This is a genomic window from Burkholderia arboris (assembly GCF_902499125.1).
GTDB lineage: Bacteria > Pseudomonadota > Gammaproteobacteria > Burkholderiales > Burkholderiaceae > Burkholderia > Burkholderia arboris.
Map to the genome: position 1 here is coordinate 62,756 of NZ_CABVPX010000007.1, position 16,530 is coordinate 79,285.

A 16,530-nucleotide genomic window follows, 5' to 3' on the forward strand; every position below is an offset into this window, starting at 1 on the left:
GCGCCGGCTGGCGCGCACGCGCAGCCTGAACGTGCCGCGGGCAAGACTGGAGCGGGCGGCGCGGGCCTCGGCGCGGGTCGCCGGGGCCGGTGCCACGAGTGCGATCGCGGGCGCGCGATGCGGGGCCGGCGCGTGCTCGTGGCGACGCGCGGGGGTATCCGTGTTGTGGTCAGTCATCCTATAACGACGGCAAGCGAAGCGAAAGATTGCTTTTCGGCGTCGGGAAACAGCGACACGGGCGCCCGATTCAAATACGGACCCATTTCCGGAAAACGTTTCGCAATAATTCCCCGAAACGGAGAAAGCGATTCCCCGAAAATCGCCGTCAACCCGTTATGGCAGCGGCCGTAGGGGTATGCACCAAGTGAGTTAAACGATTAACCGACGTACATTCGCTCAACACGTCATACGACGTATGACTCTGCGATTCAGGAAAGCGCCTCGCCGACGCACGCGCCAGCCGACGGATCGCCGCGCAACAACGATCGACCATCAAGGAGACTCACCATGAAGCACCGATTCACCGGCTCCCGTACCGTCCTGGCCGTCGCGCTGATGGCCGGCTTTGCGATGTCCGCGCAGGCGCGCGTGTTCCGCTCGGCGGACGTGCACGGCGACAATTTCCCGACCAACATGGCCGTGAAGTTCATGGGCGACGAACTGTCGAAGCAGACGGGCGGCAAGGATTCGATCAAGGTGTTCGGCAACAGCGCACTCGGCTCCGAGAAGGACACCGTCGATCAGGTGCGGATCGGCGCGATCGACATGGCGCGCGTGAACGGCGCGTCGTTCAACGAGATCGTGCCGGAATCGCTGATCCCGTCGTTCCCGTTCCTGTTCCGCGACGTCGACCATTTCCGCAAGGCGATGTACGGCCCGGCCGGCCAGAAGATTCTCGATGCGTTCACCGCGAAGGGAATGATCGCGCTGACGTTCTACGAGAGCGGCGCGCGCTCGATCTACGCGAAGCGCCCGGTGCGTTCGCCGGCCGACATGAAGGGGCTGAAGGTGCGCGTGCAACCGTCCGACCTGATGGTCGACGAGATCAAGGCGATGGGCGGCACGCCGACGCCGATGCCGTTCGCCGAGGTGTACACGGGCCTGAAGACGGGCCTCGTCGACGCGGCGGAAAACAACATGCCGTCGTACGAGGAAACCAAGCATTACGAAGTGGCGCCCGACTACTCGGAGACGCAGCACGCGATGACGCCGGAAGTGCTGGTGTTCTCGAAGAAGATCTGGGACACGCTGTCGCCGCAGGAGCAGGCGGCCATCAAGAAGGCGGCGGCCGATTCGGTGCCGTACTACCAGAAGCTGTGGACCGCGCGCGAGGCGTCCGCGCAGCAGACGGTGACGAAGGGCGGCGCGAAGGTCCTGCCGGCCGCGCAGATCGACCGCGCAGCGTTCGTGAAGGCGATGCAGCCGCTGTGGACGAAGTATGAAAAGACGCCGCAGATGAAGCAGATCGTCGACGAGATCGAGGCCACCAAGTGACGCGTCGCACTTCCCTGAACGGCGCGGCGGCCGCGGGCTCGCCGTCCGCCGCCCCGGACAGTGCGGTGCCGGCGCGGCCGCACGGCGCGCCGCTCCTGCGCTGCGTGAACGACGTGGTGTTTCGCGTGCTCGCCGTGATCGCGTCGGCGTGTCTCGCGGTGCTCACGGTGCTGGTGTTCTACGCGGTCGTGATGCGCTACGTGTTCGAGAACGCGCCGGATTTCGTCGAACCGATCGCGCTGTTGCTCGTGATCGTGATCGCGATGTTCGGCGCGGCGATGAAGGTGCGCGACGGCGGCCACATCGGCCTCGATTCGCTCGTGCGCCGGCTGCCGCCGAACGGTCGCGCCGTGGTCGTCGCGATTCAGCACCTGAGCCTGATCGTGTTCGCGATCATGATCATGGTCGGTTGCGGCAGCATGGCCGCCGAGACGATGGGCGACCGCATCCCGATCATCGGGCTGCCCGAAGGCGTGCGCTACCTGATCGCGATGCCCGCGGCGATCGCCATCATCCTCTTCTCGCTCGAGCACCTGCTCGCGCTTCGTCGTTCTTCGTCGGGACAATAACGCCATGGAACTCGCGATCCTGTCCGTCAGTTTTCTGATTTTTCTGGTACTCGGCGTGCCCGTGTCGTTCGCGCTCGGGATAGCCTGCGTGTTGACCTACATGGTCGAAGGCCTGCCGATCGCGACCGCGATGCAGGCGATGATCTCGGGGATGAACGCGTTCTCGTTCCTCGCGGTGCCGTTCTTCATCTTCTCCGGCGAACTGATGCTGCACGGCGGCATCGCGGACCGGATCCTGCGCTTCGCGCAGGCGACCGTCGGCCACTTCCGCGGCGGCCTCGGGATGGCGAACGTCGTCGCGTGCACGCTGTTCGGCGGCGTATCGGGTTCGCCGACCGCCGATACGTCGGCGATGGGCGGCGTGGTGATTCCGCTGATGAAGCGCGAAGGCTACAGCGCCGCGTACGCGGTCAACGTGACGACGCATGCGTCGCTCGCCGGCGCGCTGATGCCGACGTCGACCAACATGATCATCTACGCGTTCGCCGCGCAGGGCATCACCGGGATGCTGCACGGCCAGCCGGTGAGCGGCGTGTCGATCGGCGACCTGCTGTTCTCGGGGCTGCTGCCGGTGTTGTGGGTGATGGGCTTCGTGCTCGCCGCCGCGTACTGGCAGGCCGTGCGTCACGGTTATCCGCGCCGGGAAGACGGTTCGTCCGCGCTGCCCGCGTTCCCCGGCTGGTATGCGGTGCTGCGCAGCTTCGTCGGCGCGGTGCCCGGGCTGATGGTGATCGCGATCATCCTCGTGTGCGTCGCGAAGGGGATTGCCACGGCGACCGAAGCGGCCGCGATCGCCGTCGTGTACTCACTCGTGCTGACCGCGGTGGTCTACCGGACGCTGACGGCCGAGAAGCTGCGCCGCGCGCTGTCGCATGCGGCGCGCACGACGGGTGTCGTGCTGCTGCTGATCGCGGTGTCCAACATGCTGCGCTTCCAGATGTCGTACCTGGAGATTCCGGATGCGATCGAAGGGCTGCTGAAGCAGTCGACCGCCGCGCCGTGGCTGATGCTGCTGTACATCAACATCATCCAGGTGTTCCTCGGCACGTTCGTCGACATGGCCGCACACATCCTGATCACGACGCCGCTGTTCCTGCCGATCGCGATGGCGTGCGGCGTCGGGCCGGTGCAGTTCGGGATCATGCTGCTGCTGAACTGCTCGCTCGGCCTCGTGCACCCGCCGATCGGGTCGGTGCAGTTCGTCGGCTGCGCGATCGGCAACGTGTCGATCGGCGAGACGACGAAGATGGCGTGGCCGTACTACCTCGCGATCTTCAGCGCGATCAACATCGTCACGTACCTGCCGTTCTTCTCGACCTGGCTGCCGAGCCTGATCAGCGGGCACGCGGTGTTCTGAGCGCACGTGTCGCCCGTCGCGGCGCCGGACGACCGAGGTTGTCCGGCGCCGCTGTCGCTTCTGCGGTTCCCTTTCACGTTTCCGGAAGACCCATGAACACGAAGACACTCTGGCGCGCCGTCGCGGCGGCCGCGGTCGGGATGGCCGTCACGCTCTCGCACGCGGCGACGTATGCGTATGTGTCGAACAGCGACAGCCGCGACATCTCGGTGTTCGGCGTCGACATGTCGAACGGCGCGCTGACCGCGATCGAGACCGTGCCGGTCGGCGGCACCGTGATGCCGATGGCGCTGTCGCCCGATCACCATCGCCTCTATGCGGCGCTGCGCTCGACGCCGTATCGTGTCGTGAGCTTCGCGATCAATCCGCTCGACGGGCGGCTGATCGAACTGGGCCGCGCGCCACTCGCGGAGAGCATGGCGTATGTGTCGACCGATGCGTCGGGCCGCTACCTGTTCTCGGCGTCGTATGGCGGCAACCTGCTCGCGGTGAACCGGATCGGGGAGAGCGGTATCGCGGGCGACGTGCAGCAGACGGTGAAGACCGGCCCGATGGCGCACGCGATCCGGCAGTCGCCGGACGGCCGTTATGCGTTCGCGTCGGTGCTCGGCGCCGATGCGTGGCTGCGCTTGCCGTTCGATGCGTCGACGGGGAGGCTGACCGGCGAGGCGACGCCGGCCTACCGGCTACCGGATCAATCGGGGCCGCGCCACTTCGTGTTTTCGTCGAACGGGCGCGTCGCGTACCTGATCGACGAGCTTGACGGCAAGCTGCATGTGCTCGCGCTGTCGCGCGGCGGCGCCGCCGCACGGCCGATCCAGACCGTGTCGATCCTGCCGCCGGATTTCCACGGCGACAAGCCGTGGGGCGCCGACCTGCACCTGACGCCGGACGGACGCTTCCTGTACGCGTCGGAGCGCACGTCGAGCACGCTCGCCGCGTATCGGGTCGACGCGAAATCGGGCCAGCTCGCGCGAATCGGCACGTTCGCGACCGAGCAGCAGCCGCGCGGCTTCGCGATCGATCCGTCGGGCCGGTATCTCCTCGCGGCGGGCCAGTTGTCGCCGACGCTTGCCGTGTACCGGATCGAGCGGAACACCGGGCACCTCGCCGCGATCGGCAAGTATCCGGTCGGCAAGGGGGCGAACTGGGTCGAGATCGTCACCTACGACGGGACGAACTGAAAGCCGGCCGCCGAGCGGGCGGTCAGTCCTGTCGCGCGGCCGGCTCGATGTCGCCGTCGACCGACCGCTCGTCGCGCCAGTCCGCCAGCTCGCGCCACAGCGCCGGACGTGCGTGATCGCGCGGCGGCAGCTTGATCACGTACGCTACACCGCGCACGTTCACGACGACACCCGAGTCGGGTAGCGTGGCCGGGATGCCGGACAACGCCGGATCGGCGTCCGGTTCGGAAGCGGGGCCCGGGCCGGGCGGATGTCGAAACATCATGCGAAATTCTCCGTGGCACCGCAAAACGGCGCATCAGTAGCGGACTCGCCCGATCAGACCCAGCGGGTCGACGGCATGCTGAATTGCGGCGGCGAGTTCCCGTTGCGCGGCCGGCACGTGCTTGCGGTAGTAGGCGATATTGACCGGCCCGACGCCGTGTTCCGCGCTGAAGCAGCCGCCGGCGCGCACGACACGGTCGTACAGCGCGCCGCGCAGCGCCACCTGCTGCAGCGGCCCGTAGCGTTCCGCGCTGGCCTGCGGGATCGACACGACGAGATGGCAGCCGCCGTCGCCGAAATGGCCGAACGCATGACAGCGCAGCGACGGGTGGGTGGCGGCGATCCATTGCTCGGCGTCCGCGACGAATCCGGCCACCGCACCGCGCGGAAACGACACGTCGAACGACAGCGGGATACCGTCCTGCGCCACCGCGGCCGGCAGTGCGTCGCGGATGCGCCAGAATCGTTCGGCCGGCGCGCACGCCGCGTCGAGCACCCTCCGTTCGCCCGCGAGTGCGTCGAGTGCCGCGACGGTCCGTTCCTCGAGCAGTGCATCGATCCCCGGCATGCCGGTCGCGATTTCGACGAGTGCGTAGCACGCGGCATCGTTCGCCCCGAACGGAATCCGCCACGCCGGAAACGCGGCGGCGACACAGCGGACCGCCGCCGCCGACATGAATTCGAACGCCGACAGCATCTCGCCGAACGCATGCTCGAACGCGAGCAGTCCGGCGAGCGCCGCATCGTACGACGCGAACGCGACGAACGCCGCGCACGACGACCGTTCGAGCGGCGCGAGCGCAAACGACACGGCCGTGACGAGCCCGTTCGCGCCGTTTGCGCCGATGAAGCACTGCGTGACGTCGAAGCCCGCGTTGCGCTTGCGCAGCGGCGCGAGCGTGTCGATCACGGTGCCGGCTTCATCGGCCAGCACGGCTTCGACGCCGAGCACGTGGCGGCGCACGTCGCCGTACTTGATCAGGCGGCTGCCGCCGGCGTTCGCGCCGACGAGGCCGCCGGCTGCCGGATCGCTGCCGAGATCGATCGGCACGCAGAGCCCGGCTTCGCCCGCCATGCGGTTGATGTCGGACAGCCGCACGCCGGCTTCGACCGTGATGCTGCGATTCGCGGGATCGAACGCGCGAACGGCGCGCATCCGGTCGAACGACACCACGCATTGCGTGCCGCTGCGATCGGGCACGGCGGCGCCGACGAGCCCGGTGCGCGCGCCCTGGGCGACGAGCGCGATCCGGTGCGCGACGGCGACGCGTGCGAGCGCGCGCGTGTCGGCGGTCGATGCGGGGCGTGCGACGCCGAGCGGCACGCCGCCGTACCGCGCCACGTCGCTCGCATACGGCTCGCACGACGCGCCTTCGAGCCAGCCGTGGCCGAGTGCCGCGGCGAGCGCGTGCCGCTGCGCGTCGCGTTCGGGCAGCGCGCTCATCGTCAGTTCGCCCGCACCAGCTGTTTGCGCAGCCGGCCACGCACGACGACCAGCGCGATCAGCGGTACGACGCCGCCCCACAGCGGGCTGTGCCGCATCGTGATCGACACCGCGAGCGCGACGACGGTGACGGCGATCAGCACGAGCGACAGCGAACGCGCACGCGCGTGATCGACGAACGTGCCGTCGACGAAGCCGCCGTCCGACCACGCGGTATGCACGATGCCGACCACCAGCACGCAGACGAGCATGGCGGCGGGCCCGAGTTCCTCGCCCCACAGACGGCTACCTGTCGGCGATACCAGCGCAAGCACCGCGCCGATCACGAGGAACAGGTCGACGCCGATCGCGATGCTGTTGCGATCCGCGCGGCGGACCAGCCACGCGCCGTGCACGAGGGCGAGCACGCCGCCGATCAGGAACGCATGCGTCCAGCGCACGTCCGGCTGTCCGGGGCCGAGCCGGCCGTAGAACAGGAACACGATCGCCGGCAGGAAGTTGCTCGCGTGCAGCAGGTAGTCGGTTATGGGATTGCTCGATTTCATCGGTGTCTCTCCTTCGTCGAAACAGCGTCGCGACGCGTCATGCGTCGTGCCAGCGGAACAGCCGCGCGGCGGCGAACAGGAACAGCGCCGTGCACGCGGTCATGCCGAGCAGTTGCGGCGCGAGCTGCGCGTACGGCGCGCCGTCGACCAGCGCGCCGCGCAGCGCGACGGCGAACTGGTTGGTCGGCAGGAACGCGAGCGCGGCTTTCAGCCACGCGGGCGCGTCGTGCATCGGGATCGTCAGGTCGCTGAAGAACAGCAACGGGTAGTAGGTGACGTTGCACGCGAGTTCGGCGGCCGCGAGCGAGCGGGTGCGGCTGGCGAGCAGCACGCCGATGCTCAGCACCATCGCCGCGCCGAGCAGCACGATCGGCAACGCGCGCAGCCCGTCCGGCGTCGCGATCGGCAGCGCGATGCCGAACGCGACGCGCGCGACCGTCAGCAGCACGAGCGCCGACAGCGCCATCATCGCCATCCGCGCGACGATCAGCGCGGCAAGGAACACGCCGCGCGAGACGGGGAAGCACACGTACAGCTTGAACGTGTTGCGCTCGCGCAGCGACGCGATCGCGGTGGTCGTCGAGTTGAGGCCGATCGCCATGAACGCCATCACCAGGATGCCGGTCGCGAAGAACGCGCCATAGTCGAACGGGCGGCGCGCCGGCGCCGCATTCTCGAAGCGCGCCTGTGCGGCCGGCACCCCGAGCTGCTGCGCGGCGCAGCGCGCGAGCGCGATCTCGACGACCCGCGATGCCGCCTTGACCGCGAGCGAGCCGTTGAAGTCGTAGCGGATCGTCGCGGGCGTGCGCTCGTCGGCGCCGAGCACGACAGTCACGCGATCGGCCGGCGCACCGCGGCCGCCGAAGGTCGCCTTCACCGTGTCGCTGTGCGACAGGCTGGCGACGATCTGCGCCTGGCACGCCTGGTTGTACGGCGTTGCGCCGCCGGGCAGGTCGAACGCGAGGTCGGCGGTGCCGAGCGAGCCCGATCCGCCGAATGCGAACAGCATCACGCTCAGCAGGAACACCGGGAACACGAGCGTCCAGAACAGCGACGAGCGGCTGCGCAGATAGCCGAGCAGCTCGTTGCGCACGAGAATCAGGAACACTTTAGTCATGGGCCGGGCCCTCGGTGCAGAGGCGCAGCAGGTCGCCCGGCGTGCTCGGCGCGAGCGCGAGATGCTGGATGCCCTGTTCGCCGACGATCCGGTGCACGTTCGGATGCAGCGTCGCATCGCCGAACACCTCGACGACATGCGTGGCCGATACGCGCACGCCGGTGACGCCCGGCAGCGCCGCGAGCCGCTTGCGCAGCGTGCGCGCATCGGCTTCGTCGTGGCAATGCAGGACCGCGCGCGCGTCGCCGACGAGTTCGGCGCGCAGTGTGTCCTTGTCGCCCTGGTAGCGCACGCCGCCGTCGCGCACCCACACGAGATCGTCGACGACGGACAGTTCTTCTTCCGAATGGCAGATCATCGCGACGCTCGTGTCGCGCGCACGGTGGCGCAGCAGGTCGATCACGACGCCCGCATAGCGGCGGTCGAGGCCAGTGAACGGCTCGTCGAGCACGGCCAGTTCGGGCCGGTGCGCGAGCGCGACGTAGAGGTCGATGCGCTGGCGCTGCCCCTTCGACAGCGCGCGGCACGGCTTGTCGAGCAGCTCGGCGATGCCGAGCGCATCGGTGATCGCCGCATCCGCGTGCCCGTACATCGCGCGGTGCAGCGCGACGATTTCCGAGATGCGCAGGTGATCGGGATACTCGACCTTCTGCAATTGCGCGCCGATCCTCCGCAACGACCGCGAGTCGCGCATGAAGCGCTCGGCCGGCACGTCGAGCACGCGCACGTCGCTGCCGCCGCGCCGGAAGCCGAGCAGCGTTTCGAGCAGCGTGGTCTTGCCAGAGCCGTTCGGCCCGACGATCGCCGTGACGGCGCCGAGCCGGAACCGCACGTGGCGCGCGGAGAAGCGGAAATCGCCGGCCGCGACGTCTATCGCGCGTGCGCCGAGCGCCGCGCCCGGCGCACGCGCATCGGGCAGCGGCGGCGTGTCCGGGCGCGGCGGCCGGTCGAATGCGGTGTGCGGGCCGAACATCGCGCGCACCGAGGAGAGAAACGAAACGCTCATCGCCTGCGCCCTCAGTCGAACAGCATGACCTGCGTGTCGCGCGCGCCCCGGTACGGGTTGCGGCCGTGCGCGACCAGCATGTTGTCGACGACGAGCACGTCGCCGGCTTGCCACGGGAACGCGCGCTCCTCGTCGTCGAACGCGTCGTAGACCGCGACGAGATCGTCGAACGGCATCGGCGAGCCGTCGCCGTAGCGGATTTCGTACGGGAACGCGGCGCGCGCGCCGTACATGCGCTGCAGGTAGCGGTAGCTGAGCTCGCCCATCGAGCGCGGGTTCGGGTGCTGCGCGCTCGCCTGGTTGAACCACACCGTCTCGCCGGTGCGCGGATGCGCGCGCAGCGCGCTGCCGACGTGCGACACGGTCACGCTGCCGTCGTCGAGCCAGCGGCAGCCGACGCCGCGTTCCGCGCACAGCCGCTCGACTTCGTCGCGCTCGGGAGTGCCGAATGCGTCGTCCCACGGCCGGTGATACGCGGCGAACGGCAGGTTCGGGTTCGCGGCCAGGCCGTCCGCGCGGTCGCCGGGCGCCGCGAAGTTGCGCAGGTACATCACGCCGCGCGCGGCGAACCGCTCGCGCAGCGCGGCCGGCACGCGCGCGGTCACGCGCCGCATGTCGCAGATCGGCGTTTCGCCGCCGGCGTCGGCCGGCTGCCGGCAGTAGAACGCGACGAGGCGCGGGAACGCGGGCATGTAGGCCATTTCCTGATGCAACCCGATCTTGAAGGGCGGCGGCATGCGGGTCGACTCGTAGACCTGGCCGTCGATCTGCCGGCGCGGCGCGGCGCCCGCCGTGTAGCCGTTCGCGTGTGCCGGATACAGCGCGCCGAGGCGGCCGAACGCGGTGGTGTCGGGCACCGCGAAGCCGCGCCACAGCAGCGCGCCGCACGCGTCGAGCAGCGTGTCGATCGTGTCGAGCCGCGAGCGGTACCACGCGACGAACATCTCCGGCGACGTCGCGAGTTCGGCGCTGCGCGGCGTCACGCACAGCGGCAGTGTCGTGCCGGGTGCGACCGCCGCGCAATGGACGTCGTCGGCGCCGAGCCGCACGGCGGCGTGCGCGGCGAGGAAGGCGAGATCGGTCATCGCTCAGGCCAGCGCCGGTTTCTTCAGCAGGATCTCGAAGCCGAGCGCACCGAGCCCCGCGCTCGGGCTGTAGATCGACGCGACGTCGGCCAGGCCGGCTTCGGCGACGAGCGCATGCGCTTCGTCGAGCGTGATCTTTTCCTCGACGTGGGTCGGCGGATAGTCGGCGGCCGCGCGCATCGCGGTGAAGCGGTCGAGCAGGTGCTGCGGCGCATCGCGGCGCATGTCGTGCACGAGCGCGATGCCGCCCGGTTCCAGCACGCGATACATCTCGGTCAGGCTGAGCGCCTTGTCGGGCAGGTGGTGCAGCGTCGCGCGGCCGACCGCCATCGTCAGCGTGCCGTCGTCGAACGGCAGTGCGAGCGCGTCGCCCACGCGCATCTCGATCGTGTCGTCCAGATCGAGTTCGCGGATCCGCGGGCGGCCTTCGTCGAGCATCGCCGGATCGAGGTCGATGCCGACGTAGCGCCAGCCGCGCATCGCCGGATCGGTCGCGAGCCGCACCGGCACGACGCCGGTGGCCGTGCCGATGTCGGCGATCGTGCCGGGCGTCATTGCGCGCGCCAGCTGGCGGATGCGGCTGATGAACAGCAGGTCCCACGGTTCGAGCGTTTCGGTGGCGAAGCGATCGTAGTCGTTCGCCGGGCGCAGGTTCTTGAGCAGCATGACGTTCCTTGTGCGAAAGGGTGAGGGTTCACAGCCAGCCGACCGGCACGGCGGCCAGCAGCCGTCGCGCGGTCGCGCTGTTGACGCCGAACGCGGGGCGGCGGCGCCGTTCGACCGCATGCGCGGCCATCGCCGCGATGCGTGCGCCGAGCCCGACGCCGACGCCCCACGACGGCGCGGCGACACCGAGTTCGAGCAGCGTCGCGGCGGTCAGGAAATCGATGTTCGGCCGCAGCGCGCGGCGCGCGTCGGCTTGCGCGCAGCACGCGTCGAACAGCGTCACGTACGCGCCGTCGAAGCCGCGTGCGGCGAACCGGCCGCGTATGTGCGGCGGACGCGGATCGGCGACGAACAGCGGATGGCCGAAGCCGTACAGCGTGTGTTTCGCGTCGAGCGCCGCATCGATCGCCGCGCGCCCGGCCGCGTCGAGCGCGGCGGGCGGCGCACCGGCGCCGGCCGGGACCGATCGCGCGAGCGCGGCGAGCCAGTGCATCGCTTCGAGTGCCGCGCCGACGTGCGACGGGCCGCTCGCGAGGAAGCCGGACGCGATCGCCTGCGTCAGCGTGACGCCGGTGCCGATCGCGACGCGCGGCGCGAGCACGGTCGGCGTGATGTAGCCGAAGCCGGCGTGCCAGGCGACGAGCAGCATGTCCATCGCGGCCAGGGCTGGCGCGTCGTGGCGCGTTGCGCCGGTCAGCACGAGCATGCGCTGCGCTTGCGTCGCGGCGGTATCGAGTGACGCGCTGGCGCCGCCGCCCGTACCGGCATCGGCGGCGAACGGACGGCCTTCGATCGCCGCGTGCAGCAGGAACGGCGCGGCGGCCACACCCAGCAGCATCGTGTCGAGGTCGGCGTCGTCCGGCGCGGGGCCGGGCAGCCGTGCCAGCACGTCGTCGAAGCCGCGCAGCAGGCCCGACGCGGCCGCGGAACTCGGTGCGACGCCCGCCGCACCGAGTTCCGCGGCAAGCGACTGTGCGACCGAGCCGGGCGCCAGCGCGTCGGCGAACGCCGCGAGCCGCGCGCCGATCGCCGCTTCGTGCGCACGATGGCCGGCGCTGCCGGGCGCGACGTCGAACCACAGATGCGCCAGTGCGCCTTCGAACGTCGTTGCGCCGATCAGCGCGTTCAGGTCGAGATCGCGCACGCGCAGTGCTTCGGGTTCGAGCGTCGCGCCGTCGATGTCGGTGCCGCGATGGCGCGTCGCCGGTCGGCCGAGCAGGTTGCGCGGCGCGTCGCCGGTCGCGGCGGCGGTGCCGGAATCGAGTGTCGTGTCCATGTCATTCCGCCGGTGCGAGTTCGTCGCTGCTGACGCTGATCGCCGCATGCGCCATCGCGGCGATCACGGCCGCGTGCTGGTCGACGACGGGCAGCACGTTCGCGAAGTAGTAGCGTGCGCTTTTCAGCTTGCCGCGATAGAACGCGAGTTCGGCCGGCGTATCGGCCGTTTCCGGCGCATCGATCCGGCGCGCGGCGATCGTCGCCGATTCGAGCAGTACCCATGCCGACGTGACGACGCCGAACATCTCGAGAAAGCGCGTGTAGAACTGGCTGCTGCGGTGCGTGTGCCCGTCCTGCACGTCGCGCGCGATGTCGTCGAGCGCGGCGGCGATCCGGTCGGCGCCCGTGCGCAGCGCGTCGAACAGCGGCCGCAGTTCCGCGTGCGTGCCGCCGTGATGCTGGTGCGCGAGGAACGCGTCGAGTTCGTCGCGGTAGTACTGGATCAGCCGCGAATGGCGGCCGAAGCCGAGCTTGTCGCGCACGAGGTCCTGCGCCTGGATGTAGTTCGTGCCTTCCCAGATCGACAGGATCTTCACGTCGCGCGCGTTCTGCTCGACGGGGCTCGCATCGGTATAGCCGAGGCCGCCGTGCACCTGGATCGCGGTTTCGCAGATCCGCCACGCCTGGTCCGAGATGAACGCCTTGCAGATCGGCGTCAGCAGCAACTGCAGCTTGCGGTGGCGCTCGATCTCGGCCGGGTCGGCGTCGGGCGTCGCTTCGAGCATCGCCGCCCGCGTCGCGGTCGCCGCGAGCTTGCCGAGCAGGCCGCGGCAGCCATCGACGCGGCTTTTCATGTCGACCAGCATGCGCTGCACATCCGCGTGCTCGACGATCGCGACGCGGGCGGCGTGGGTGTTCGACGCGCGCTCGATCGGCCGGCCCTGCAGCCGACGGCCTGCGTACTCGACCGCATGCAGGTATGCGCTCGATGCGACGCCGACGCCGAACATCCCGGTGCTCATCCGCGCCTGGTTCATCAGCGGCATCAGTTGCAGCAGGCCGACGTTGCGCCGGCCGCCGAGCAGCCAGCCCTTGGTCGTGCCGTTCGATCCGAACACGAGGTGCGTGTTCGCGCAGCCCTTGAGCCCCATCTTGCGCGGCAGGCCGATGCAGTCGACATGGTTCGGCTGCAGCTCGCCGGTTTCCTCGTCGGGCCAGAAGCGCGGCACGACGAGACACGACAGCGAGAATGAATCCGGCGACGCGGTGTCGATGCGGCCGAGCACGAAATACAGCGTGTTCTCGGTCAGCTCATGCATGCCGGCCGAGATGTAGACCTTCTCGCCGTCGATCGCGTAGATGTCGCGTTCGAGCGGCGTTGCGCGCAGCGCGACCGCGGTGAGGTCGGTGCCGGCCTGCGGTTCGGTCGCGCAGAAACACGCGTCCCAGCGGTACGCCTCGAGCGGCGCAATGTGCGCTTTCTGGTGCGGCGTGCCGTGCATCTGCAAGAGCTTGATCGCGGGGCGCGTGAAGCCGCCGTACGTCATGAACGACGGGTTCGCGCCCATGAACATCTCGTAGATCATCTGCGTGACGATCGGCGGCAGCCCGTGCGCGGTGCCGAACAGCGTGTTCGACCATTCGTCGCGAAAGCGCGCCCACAGCGCGTGGAAATGCGACGGAATGCGCACCTGGCCGTCGTCGAGCAGCGTGCAGCCTTCGACGTCGGCCTGCTGGTAGCTGCGGCCGAGGTCGAGTGCGAAGTCGCGCGCGCGTTCGAGCAGTGCATCGACCGACGCGCGGTCGTGCGTACCGTACGGCCCGTGCGTCAGGAAGTGCCGGTCGGCCTCGAACAGTTCCCACAGAAAGAAGCGCAGCTCGCGCAGGCTCACCTTGTAGGCGCTCATCATGCGTCTCCTTCGATATCGAGCGCGGCATCGAGGCCGCCGGCCAGGTCGACGACGGCGGCGGCCGCCGCGCCATGCAGTGCCGCGTCCCACACGAGCACCGTGCGACGCTCGCCTTCGTCGAGCGCACCGGCGAGCCGGATCAGTGCGGCGGCCGCTTCGGCCGACGACAGGTGACCCGACCCGTCGTGCTGGATCCGCGCGCCGAGCGGGATCGAGGCGGCGTCGGCCACGCGTGCCGCGAAGCCGGGATCGAAGCCGGGCGGCACGCACCAGTCGATCCGGTTCGCGCGCAGGTTCGCCTGATCGAGCGCGCGGCGGATCGCGCGCGCGGCGACCGGCGCGAGCGAGTCGCGCAGCGCAGCGGGCGCGTCGGCCCACGGATCGGCGATCGACGGCCCGAATTCGACCGCGACGGACCGCACGCCGCCCCACACGGCCGGCTCGGGCGCGGGGCCCGCGCGCGACACGAGCAGCGCGGCGGCGGCGTCGCCATAGCCGACCAGATCGCCGAACTGGCGGAAGAACGGGTACAGCCACTTGTCGCTGAGGATCACGAGCGCCTGGTCGCCTTCGTCGAGCAGCCCGTCGAGCAGCATCAGCGCCGAATACCAGCCGAGCGTGCCGTTCTGGCCGAGCGCGAACGGCGTCACGCGCTGCAGCCCGAGTTCGTACTGCATGCGGCCGACGACCGAGTCGCCGATGCCCTCGTTGAGCGCGCAGCTCGCGACGATCACGTGGGTCGTGCGCGCGAGCTGACCGGAGCCGAGCTGGTCGCGCAGGTCGAGCGCCGCATCGGCGGCGAGATCGGCGAGGCTGCGCCCGGGCGGCGCGACCCGCAGCACGGGCCGGCCGCCCGGCGCGAGGCGCGTGCCTTCCTCGGGCGTCAGCGCTCCCGATCCGCGCGGCCGGGCGAAGCGCGCCTGCGGCAGCAGCAGGTGCCGGTAGCCGGGATGGCGCTCCTGCGCCTGGATCGCGCTGAACACGACGGCGGGCGGCAGCACCACGACGCCGCCGGACAAGGCGAGCGTGCCGGGCGCGGCCACGCGGGGCGCGCCGATACGGGCTTCTTCGAGCGTCGACAGGGTCATGCGGCGGTCTCCTCGAGGTTCGGACGCGCGAACGCGTCGCGATACTGCGCTTTCAGTGCCGGCCGGTCGATCTTGCCGTTGGGGTTGCGCGGCAGGGCCGGCAACGGCTCGACGACGAGCGGGCTCATGTAGGTCGGCAGCGCGTCGCGGCAGGCGCGCGCGATGTCGGTGCGGCACGCGCCGGCGTCGAGCGTCGACACGACGCACGCGGCGATCGCTTCGCCGAGCGCCGGGTGCGGGACGCCGAACACGGCGGCCTCGCGGATATGCGGCAGCGCGAACAGCACGTCCTCGACCTCGGTCGGGCTGACGCGATAGCCGGACGTCTTGATCATGTCGTCGCCGCGTGCGACGAAGTACAGGAAGCCGTCCGCGTCGCGCCGCACGATGTCGCCCGACCACACGGCGACGTCCGGGCGCGGAATCTCGCCGTGGCGGCGCGGCAGTGCGCGAAAGCGCTGCGCGGTCAGCTCGGGCCGGTTCCAGTAGCCGAGCGTGACGAACGCGCCACGATGCACGAGTTCGCCGGGCTCGTCGGCCGCGCATTCGCTGCCGTCCGCGCGCAACACGAGAATGTTGGCGTTCGGCACGGCCTTGCCGATCGACGTCGGGCGCAGCGCCGCATCGGCCGGCGCGAGGTAGGTCGAGCGGAACGCCTCGGTCAGCCCGTACATCAGGTACGGCGACGCGTGCGTGAACAGTGCCTGCAGGCGGTGCAGCAGCGGCGTCGCGAGATGGCCGCCGGTGTTCGCGAAGCGGCGGATCCGCGTGCGCGCGGTGTCGCTCCAGCCGGCGGATGCGAGTTGCATCCACAGCGGCGGCACGCCGGTGATCGACGTGACGCCGAACGCGTCGCAATGGCGCGGCACCTCGGCCGGCTGCAGGAAGTCGAGCGGCGTGTAGCACGCGCCGGCCGCCAGCGCGGTCGTGAGCTGGCTCAGGCCCGCGTCGAAGCTGAGCGGCAGCACGCCGAGAACGACGTCGTCGTCCGCGAGCCCCTGGTATGCGGCGACGCTGAATGCGCCCGACACCAGGTTGCGGTGCGATACGACGACACCCTTCGGCTTGCCGGTCGAGCCGGAGGTGTAGAGCAGCGCGGCCGGATCGTCGTCCACCGGCCGGCCGGCGGGGGCCGGCGGCGGTGTGCCGGCATCCGGCGCGTCGATTGCCTCCGCGAGTTCCTCGATCAGCAGCGCGCGTGTGCCGACGAGTGCGGCGAGCGCCGGCAGGCGCTTGAGCCGCTGCGCGCCGGTCATGAACAGCGCGGCGCCGCTGTCGGCGACGATATGTTCGATCTGCGCTTCCTTCAACTGCGGATTGACCGGCACGAAGATCGCGCCGAGCGCGTTGGCCGCGAGCATCGCGACCACCGTCTCGATACGCTTCGGCGCGTAGATGGCGACGCGCTCGCCGGGCTGTACGCCGCGCGCCGCGAGTGCGGCGGCGGCGCGCCGGACCGCGCGCGCGAGCCGGTCGTAGGTCATCGTGCCGCCGCCGTCGGCATACGCGGGGTGATGCGGCCAGCGCTGTGCGCCGTGCTCGAGCAGGTCGGCGACGCTGATCAGTGCGTTCAAGATCGGCTC

General features: G+C 70.2%; 15 protein-coding genes. 4 read left to right on the forward strand and 11 right to left on the reverse strand.

Annotated elements, in window-relative coordinates; translation table 11 throughout:
* The first annotated feature begins 507 nt into the window (after window positions 1–507).
* The 4 genes from BLA15945_RS10780 (at window position 508) to BLA15945_RS10795 (ending at window position 4,604) form a co-directional block, all read left to right on the forward strand.
* Window positions 508–1,494 carry a TRAP transporter substrate-binding protein gene (locus tag BLA15945_RS10780; protein WP_059241304.1) on the forward strand — a complete coding sequence of 329 codons (987 nt, stop codon included), beginning with the start codon at window positions 508–510 and terminating at the stop codon, window positions 1,492–1,494.
* On the forward strand, window positions 1,491–2,063 hold the full coding sequence (locus BLA15945_RS10785) for a TRAP transporter small permease (protein ID WP_059241305.1): 573 nt from the start codon (window positions 1,491–1,493) through the stop codon (window positions 2,061–2,063). The genes BLA15945_RS10780 and BLA15945_RS10785 overlap by 4 nt, the downstream gene beginning before the upstream one ends.
* Window positions 2,064–2,067: 4 nt before the next feature.
* On the forward strand, window positions 2,068–3,420 hold the full coding sequence (locus tag BLA15945_RS10790; protein ID WP_059241306.1) for a TRAP transporter large permease: 1,353 nt from the start codon (window positions 2,068–2,070) through the stop codon (window positions 3,418–3,420).
* A 92-nt stretch (window positions 3,421–3,512) separates the two neighbouring features.
* Window positions 3,513–4,604, forward strand: a complete 1,092-nt coding sequence (locus tag BLA15945_RS10795; protein WP_174992310.1) for a lactonase family protein — start codon at window positions 3,513–3,515, stop codon at window positions 4,602–4,604.
* Between the two features lie 22 nt (window positions 4,605–4,626).
* Here the strand turns inward: BLA15945_RS10795 and BLA15945_RS10800 are convergent, their stop codons facing one another.
* From BLA15945_RS10800 to BLA15945_RS10850, 11 genes are read right to left on the reverse strand one after another with little or no spacing between them, the layout of a single operon-like run.
* On the reverse strand, window positions 4,627–4,869 hold the full coding sequence (locus tag BLA15945_RS10800; RefSeq protein WP_059241308.1) for a hypothetical protein: 243 nt from the start codon (window positions 4,867–4,869) through the stop codon (window positions 4,627–4,629).
* A 33-nt stretch (window positions 4,870–4,902) separates the two neighbouring features.
* Window positions 4,903–6,312: an FAD-binding oxidoreductase gene (locus BLA15945_RS10805; protein ID WP_174992311.1), complete on the reverse strand. Its 1,410-nt coding sequence runs from the start codon at window positions 6,310–6,312 to the stop codon at window positions 4,903–4,905.
* Between the two features lie 2 nt (window positions 6,313–6,314).
* A complete protein-coding gene (locus BLA15945_RS10810; protein WP_059241310.1) occupies window positions 6,315–6,857 on the reverse strand; it encodes a hypothetical protein in 543 nt (180 codons plus the stop codon).
* A gap of 37 nt (window positions 6,858–6,894) precedes the next feature.
* On the reverse strand, window positions 6,895–7,974 hold the full coding sequence (locus BLA15945_RS10815; protein WP_174992312.1) for an ABC transporter permease: 1,080 nt from the start codon (window positions 7,972–7,974) through the stop codon (window positions 6,895–6,897).
* On the reverse strand, window positions 7,967–8,980 hold the full coding sequence (locus BLA15945_RS10820) for an ATP-binding cassette domain-containing protein (protein WP_174992313.1): 1,014 nt from the start codon (window positions 8,978–8,980) through the stop codon (window positions 7,967–7,969). The genes BLA15945_RS10815 and BLA15945_RS10820 overlap by 8 nt, the downstream gene beginning before the upstream one ends.
* Window positions 8,981–8,991: 11 nt before the next feature.
* Entirely contained in the window at window positions 8,992–10,065 is a 1,074-nt protein-coding gene (locus BLA15945_RS10825) for a TauD/TfdA family dioxygenase (RefSeq protein ID WP_174992314.1), read from the reverse strand.
* Between the two features lie 3 nt (window positions 10,066–10,068).
* Window positions 10,069–10,731 carry a class I SAM-dependent methyltransferase gene (locus tag BLA15945_RS10830; protein WP_174992315.1) on the reverse strand — a complete coding sequence of 221 codons (663 nt, stop codon included), beginning with the start codon at window positions 10,729–10,731 and terminating at the stop codon, window positions 10,069–10,071.
* A gap of 28 nt (window positions 10,732–10,759) precedes the next feature.
* On the reverse strand, window positions 10,760–12,007 hold the full coding sequence (locus BLA15945_RS10835) for a citrate/2-methylcitrate synthase (protein WP_174992316.1): 1,248 nt from the start codon (window positions 12,005–12,007) through the stop codon (window positions 10,760–10,762).
* 1 nt (window position 12,008) lies between these two features.
* Window positions 12,009–13,856, reverse strand: coding sequence for an acyl-CoA dehydrogenase (locus BLA15945_RS10840; RefSeq protein ID WP_174992317.1), 1,848 nt, complete (start codon window positions 13,854–13,856; stop codon window positions 12,009–12,011).
* Window positions 13,856–14,947 (reverse strand): hypothetical protein, encoded by a 1,092-nt coding sequence (locus BLA15945_RS10845; RefSeq protein WP_059241317.1) that lies wholly within the window; start codon window positions 14,945–14,947, stop codon window positions 13,856–13,858. The genes BLA15945_RS10840 and BLA15945_RS10845 overlap by 1 nt, the downstream gene beginning before the upstream one ends.
* Window positions 14,944–16,521 (reverse strand): acyl-CoA ligase (AMP-forming), exosortase A system-associated, encoded by a 1,578-nt coding sequence (locus BLA15945_RS10850; protein WP_174992318.1) that lies wholly within the window; start codon window positions 16,519–16,521, stop codon window positions 14,944–14,946. The genes BLA15945_RS10845 and BLA15945_RS10850 overlap by 4 nt, the downstream gene beginning before the upstream one ends.
* Window positions 16,522–16,530 lie beyond the last annotated feature (9 nt).

What these genes read in the sequence shown, in the direction of transcription:
- BLA15945_RS10780 (WP_059241304.1), top strand. Translation starts at nt 508, where the DNA reads ATGAAGCACCGATTCACCGGCTCCCGTACCGTCCTGGCCGTCGCGCTG.
- BLA15945_RS10790 (WP_059241306.1), top strand. Translation starts at nt 2,068, where the DNA reads ATGGAACTCGCGATCCTGTCCGTCAGTTTTCTGATTTTTCTGGTACTC.
- BLA15945_RS10795 (WP_174992310.1), top strand. Translation starts at nt 3,513, where the DNA reads ATGAACACGAAGACACTCTGGCGCGCCGTCGCGGCGGCCGCGGTCGGG.
- BLA15945_RS10800 (WP_059241308.1), bottom strand. Translation starts at nt 4,869, where the DNA reads ATGATGTTTCGACATCCGCCCGGCCCGGGCCCCGCTTCCGAACCGGAC.
- BLA15945_RS10805 (WP_174992311.1), bottom strand. Translation starts at nt 6,312, where the DNA reads ATGAGCGCGCTGCCCGAACGCGACGCGCAGCGGCACGCGCTCGCCGCG.
- BLA15945_RS10810 (WP_059241310.1), bottom strand. Translation starts at nt 6,857, where the DNA reads ATGAAATCGAGCAATCCCATAACCGACTACCTGCTGCACGCGAGCAAC.
- BLA15945_RS10815 (WP_174992312.1), bottom strand. Translation starts at nt 7,974, where the DNA reads ATGACTAAAGTGTTCCTGATTCTCGTGCGCAACGAGCTGCTCGGCTAT.
- BLA15945_RS10820 (WP_174992313.1), bottom strand. Translation starts at nt 8,980, where the DNA reads ATGAGCGTTTCGTTTCTCTCCTCGGTGCGCGCGATGTTCGGCCCGCAC.
- BLA15945_RS10825 (WP_174992314.1), bottom strand. Translation starts at nt 10,065, where the DNA reads ATGACCGATCTCGCCTTCCTCGCCGCGCACGCCGCCGTGCGGCTCGGC.
- BLA15945_RS10830 (WP_174992315.1), bottom strand. Translation starts at nt 10,731, where the DNA reads ATGCTGCTCAAGAACCTGCGCCCGGCGAACGACTACGATCGCTTCGCC.
- BLA15945_RS10835 (WP_174992316.1), bottom strand. Translation starts at nt 12,007, where the DNA reads ATGGACACGACACTCGATTCCGGCACCGCCGCCGCGACCGGCGACGCG.
- BLA15945_RS10840 (WP_174992317.1), bottom strand. Translation starts at nt 13,856, where the DNA reads ATGAGCGCCTACAAGGTGAGCCTGCGCGAGCTGCGCTTCTTTCTGTGG.
- BLA15945_RS10845 (WP_059241317.1), bottom strand. Translation starts at nt 14,947, where the DNA reads ATGACCCTGTCGACGCTCGAAGAAGCCCGTATCGGCGCGCCCCGCGTG.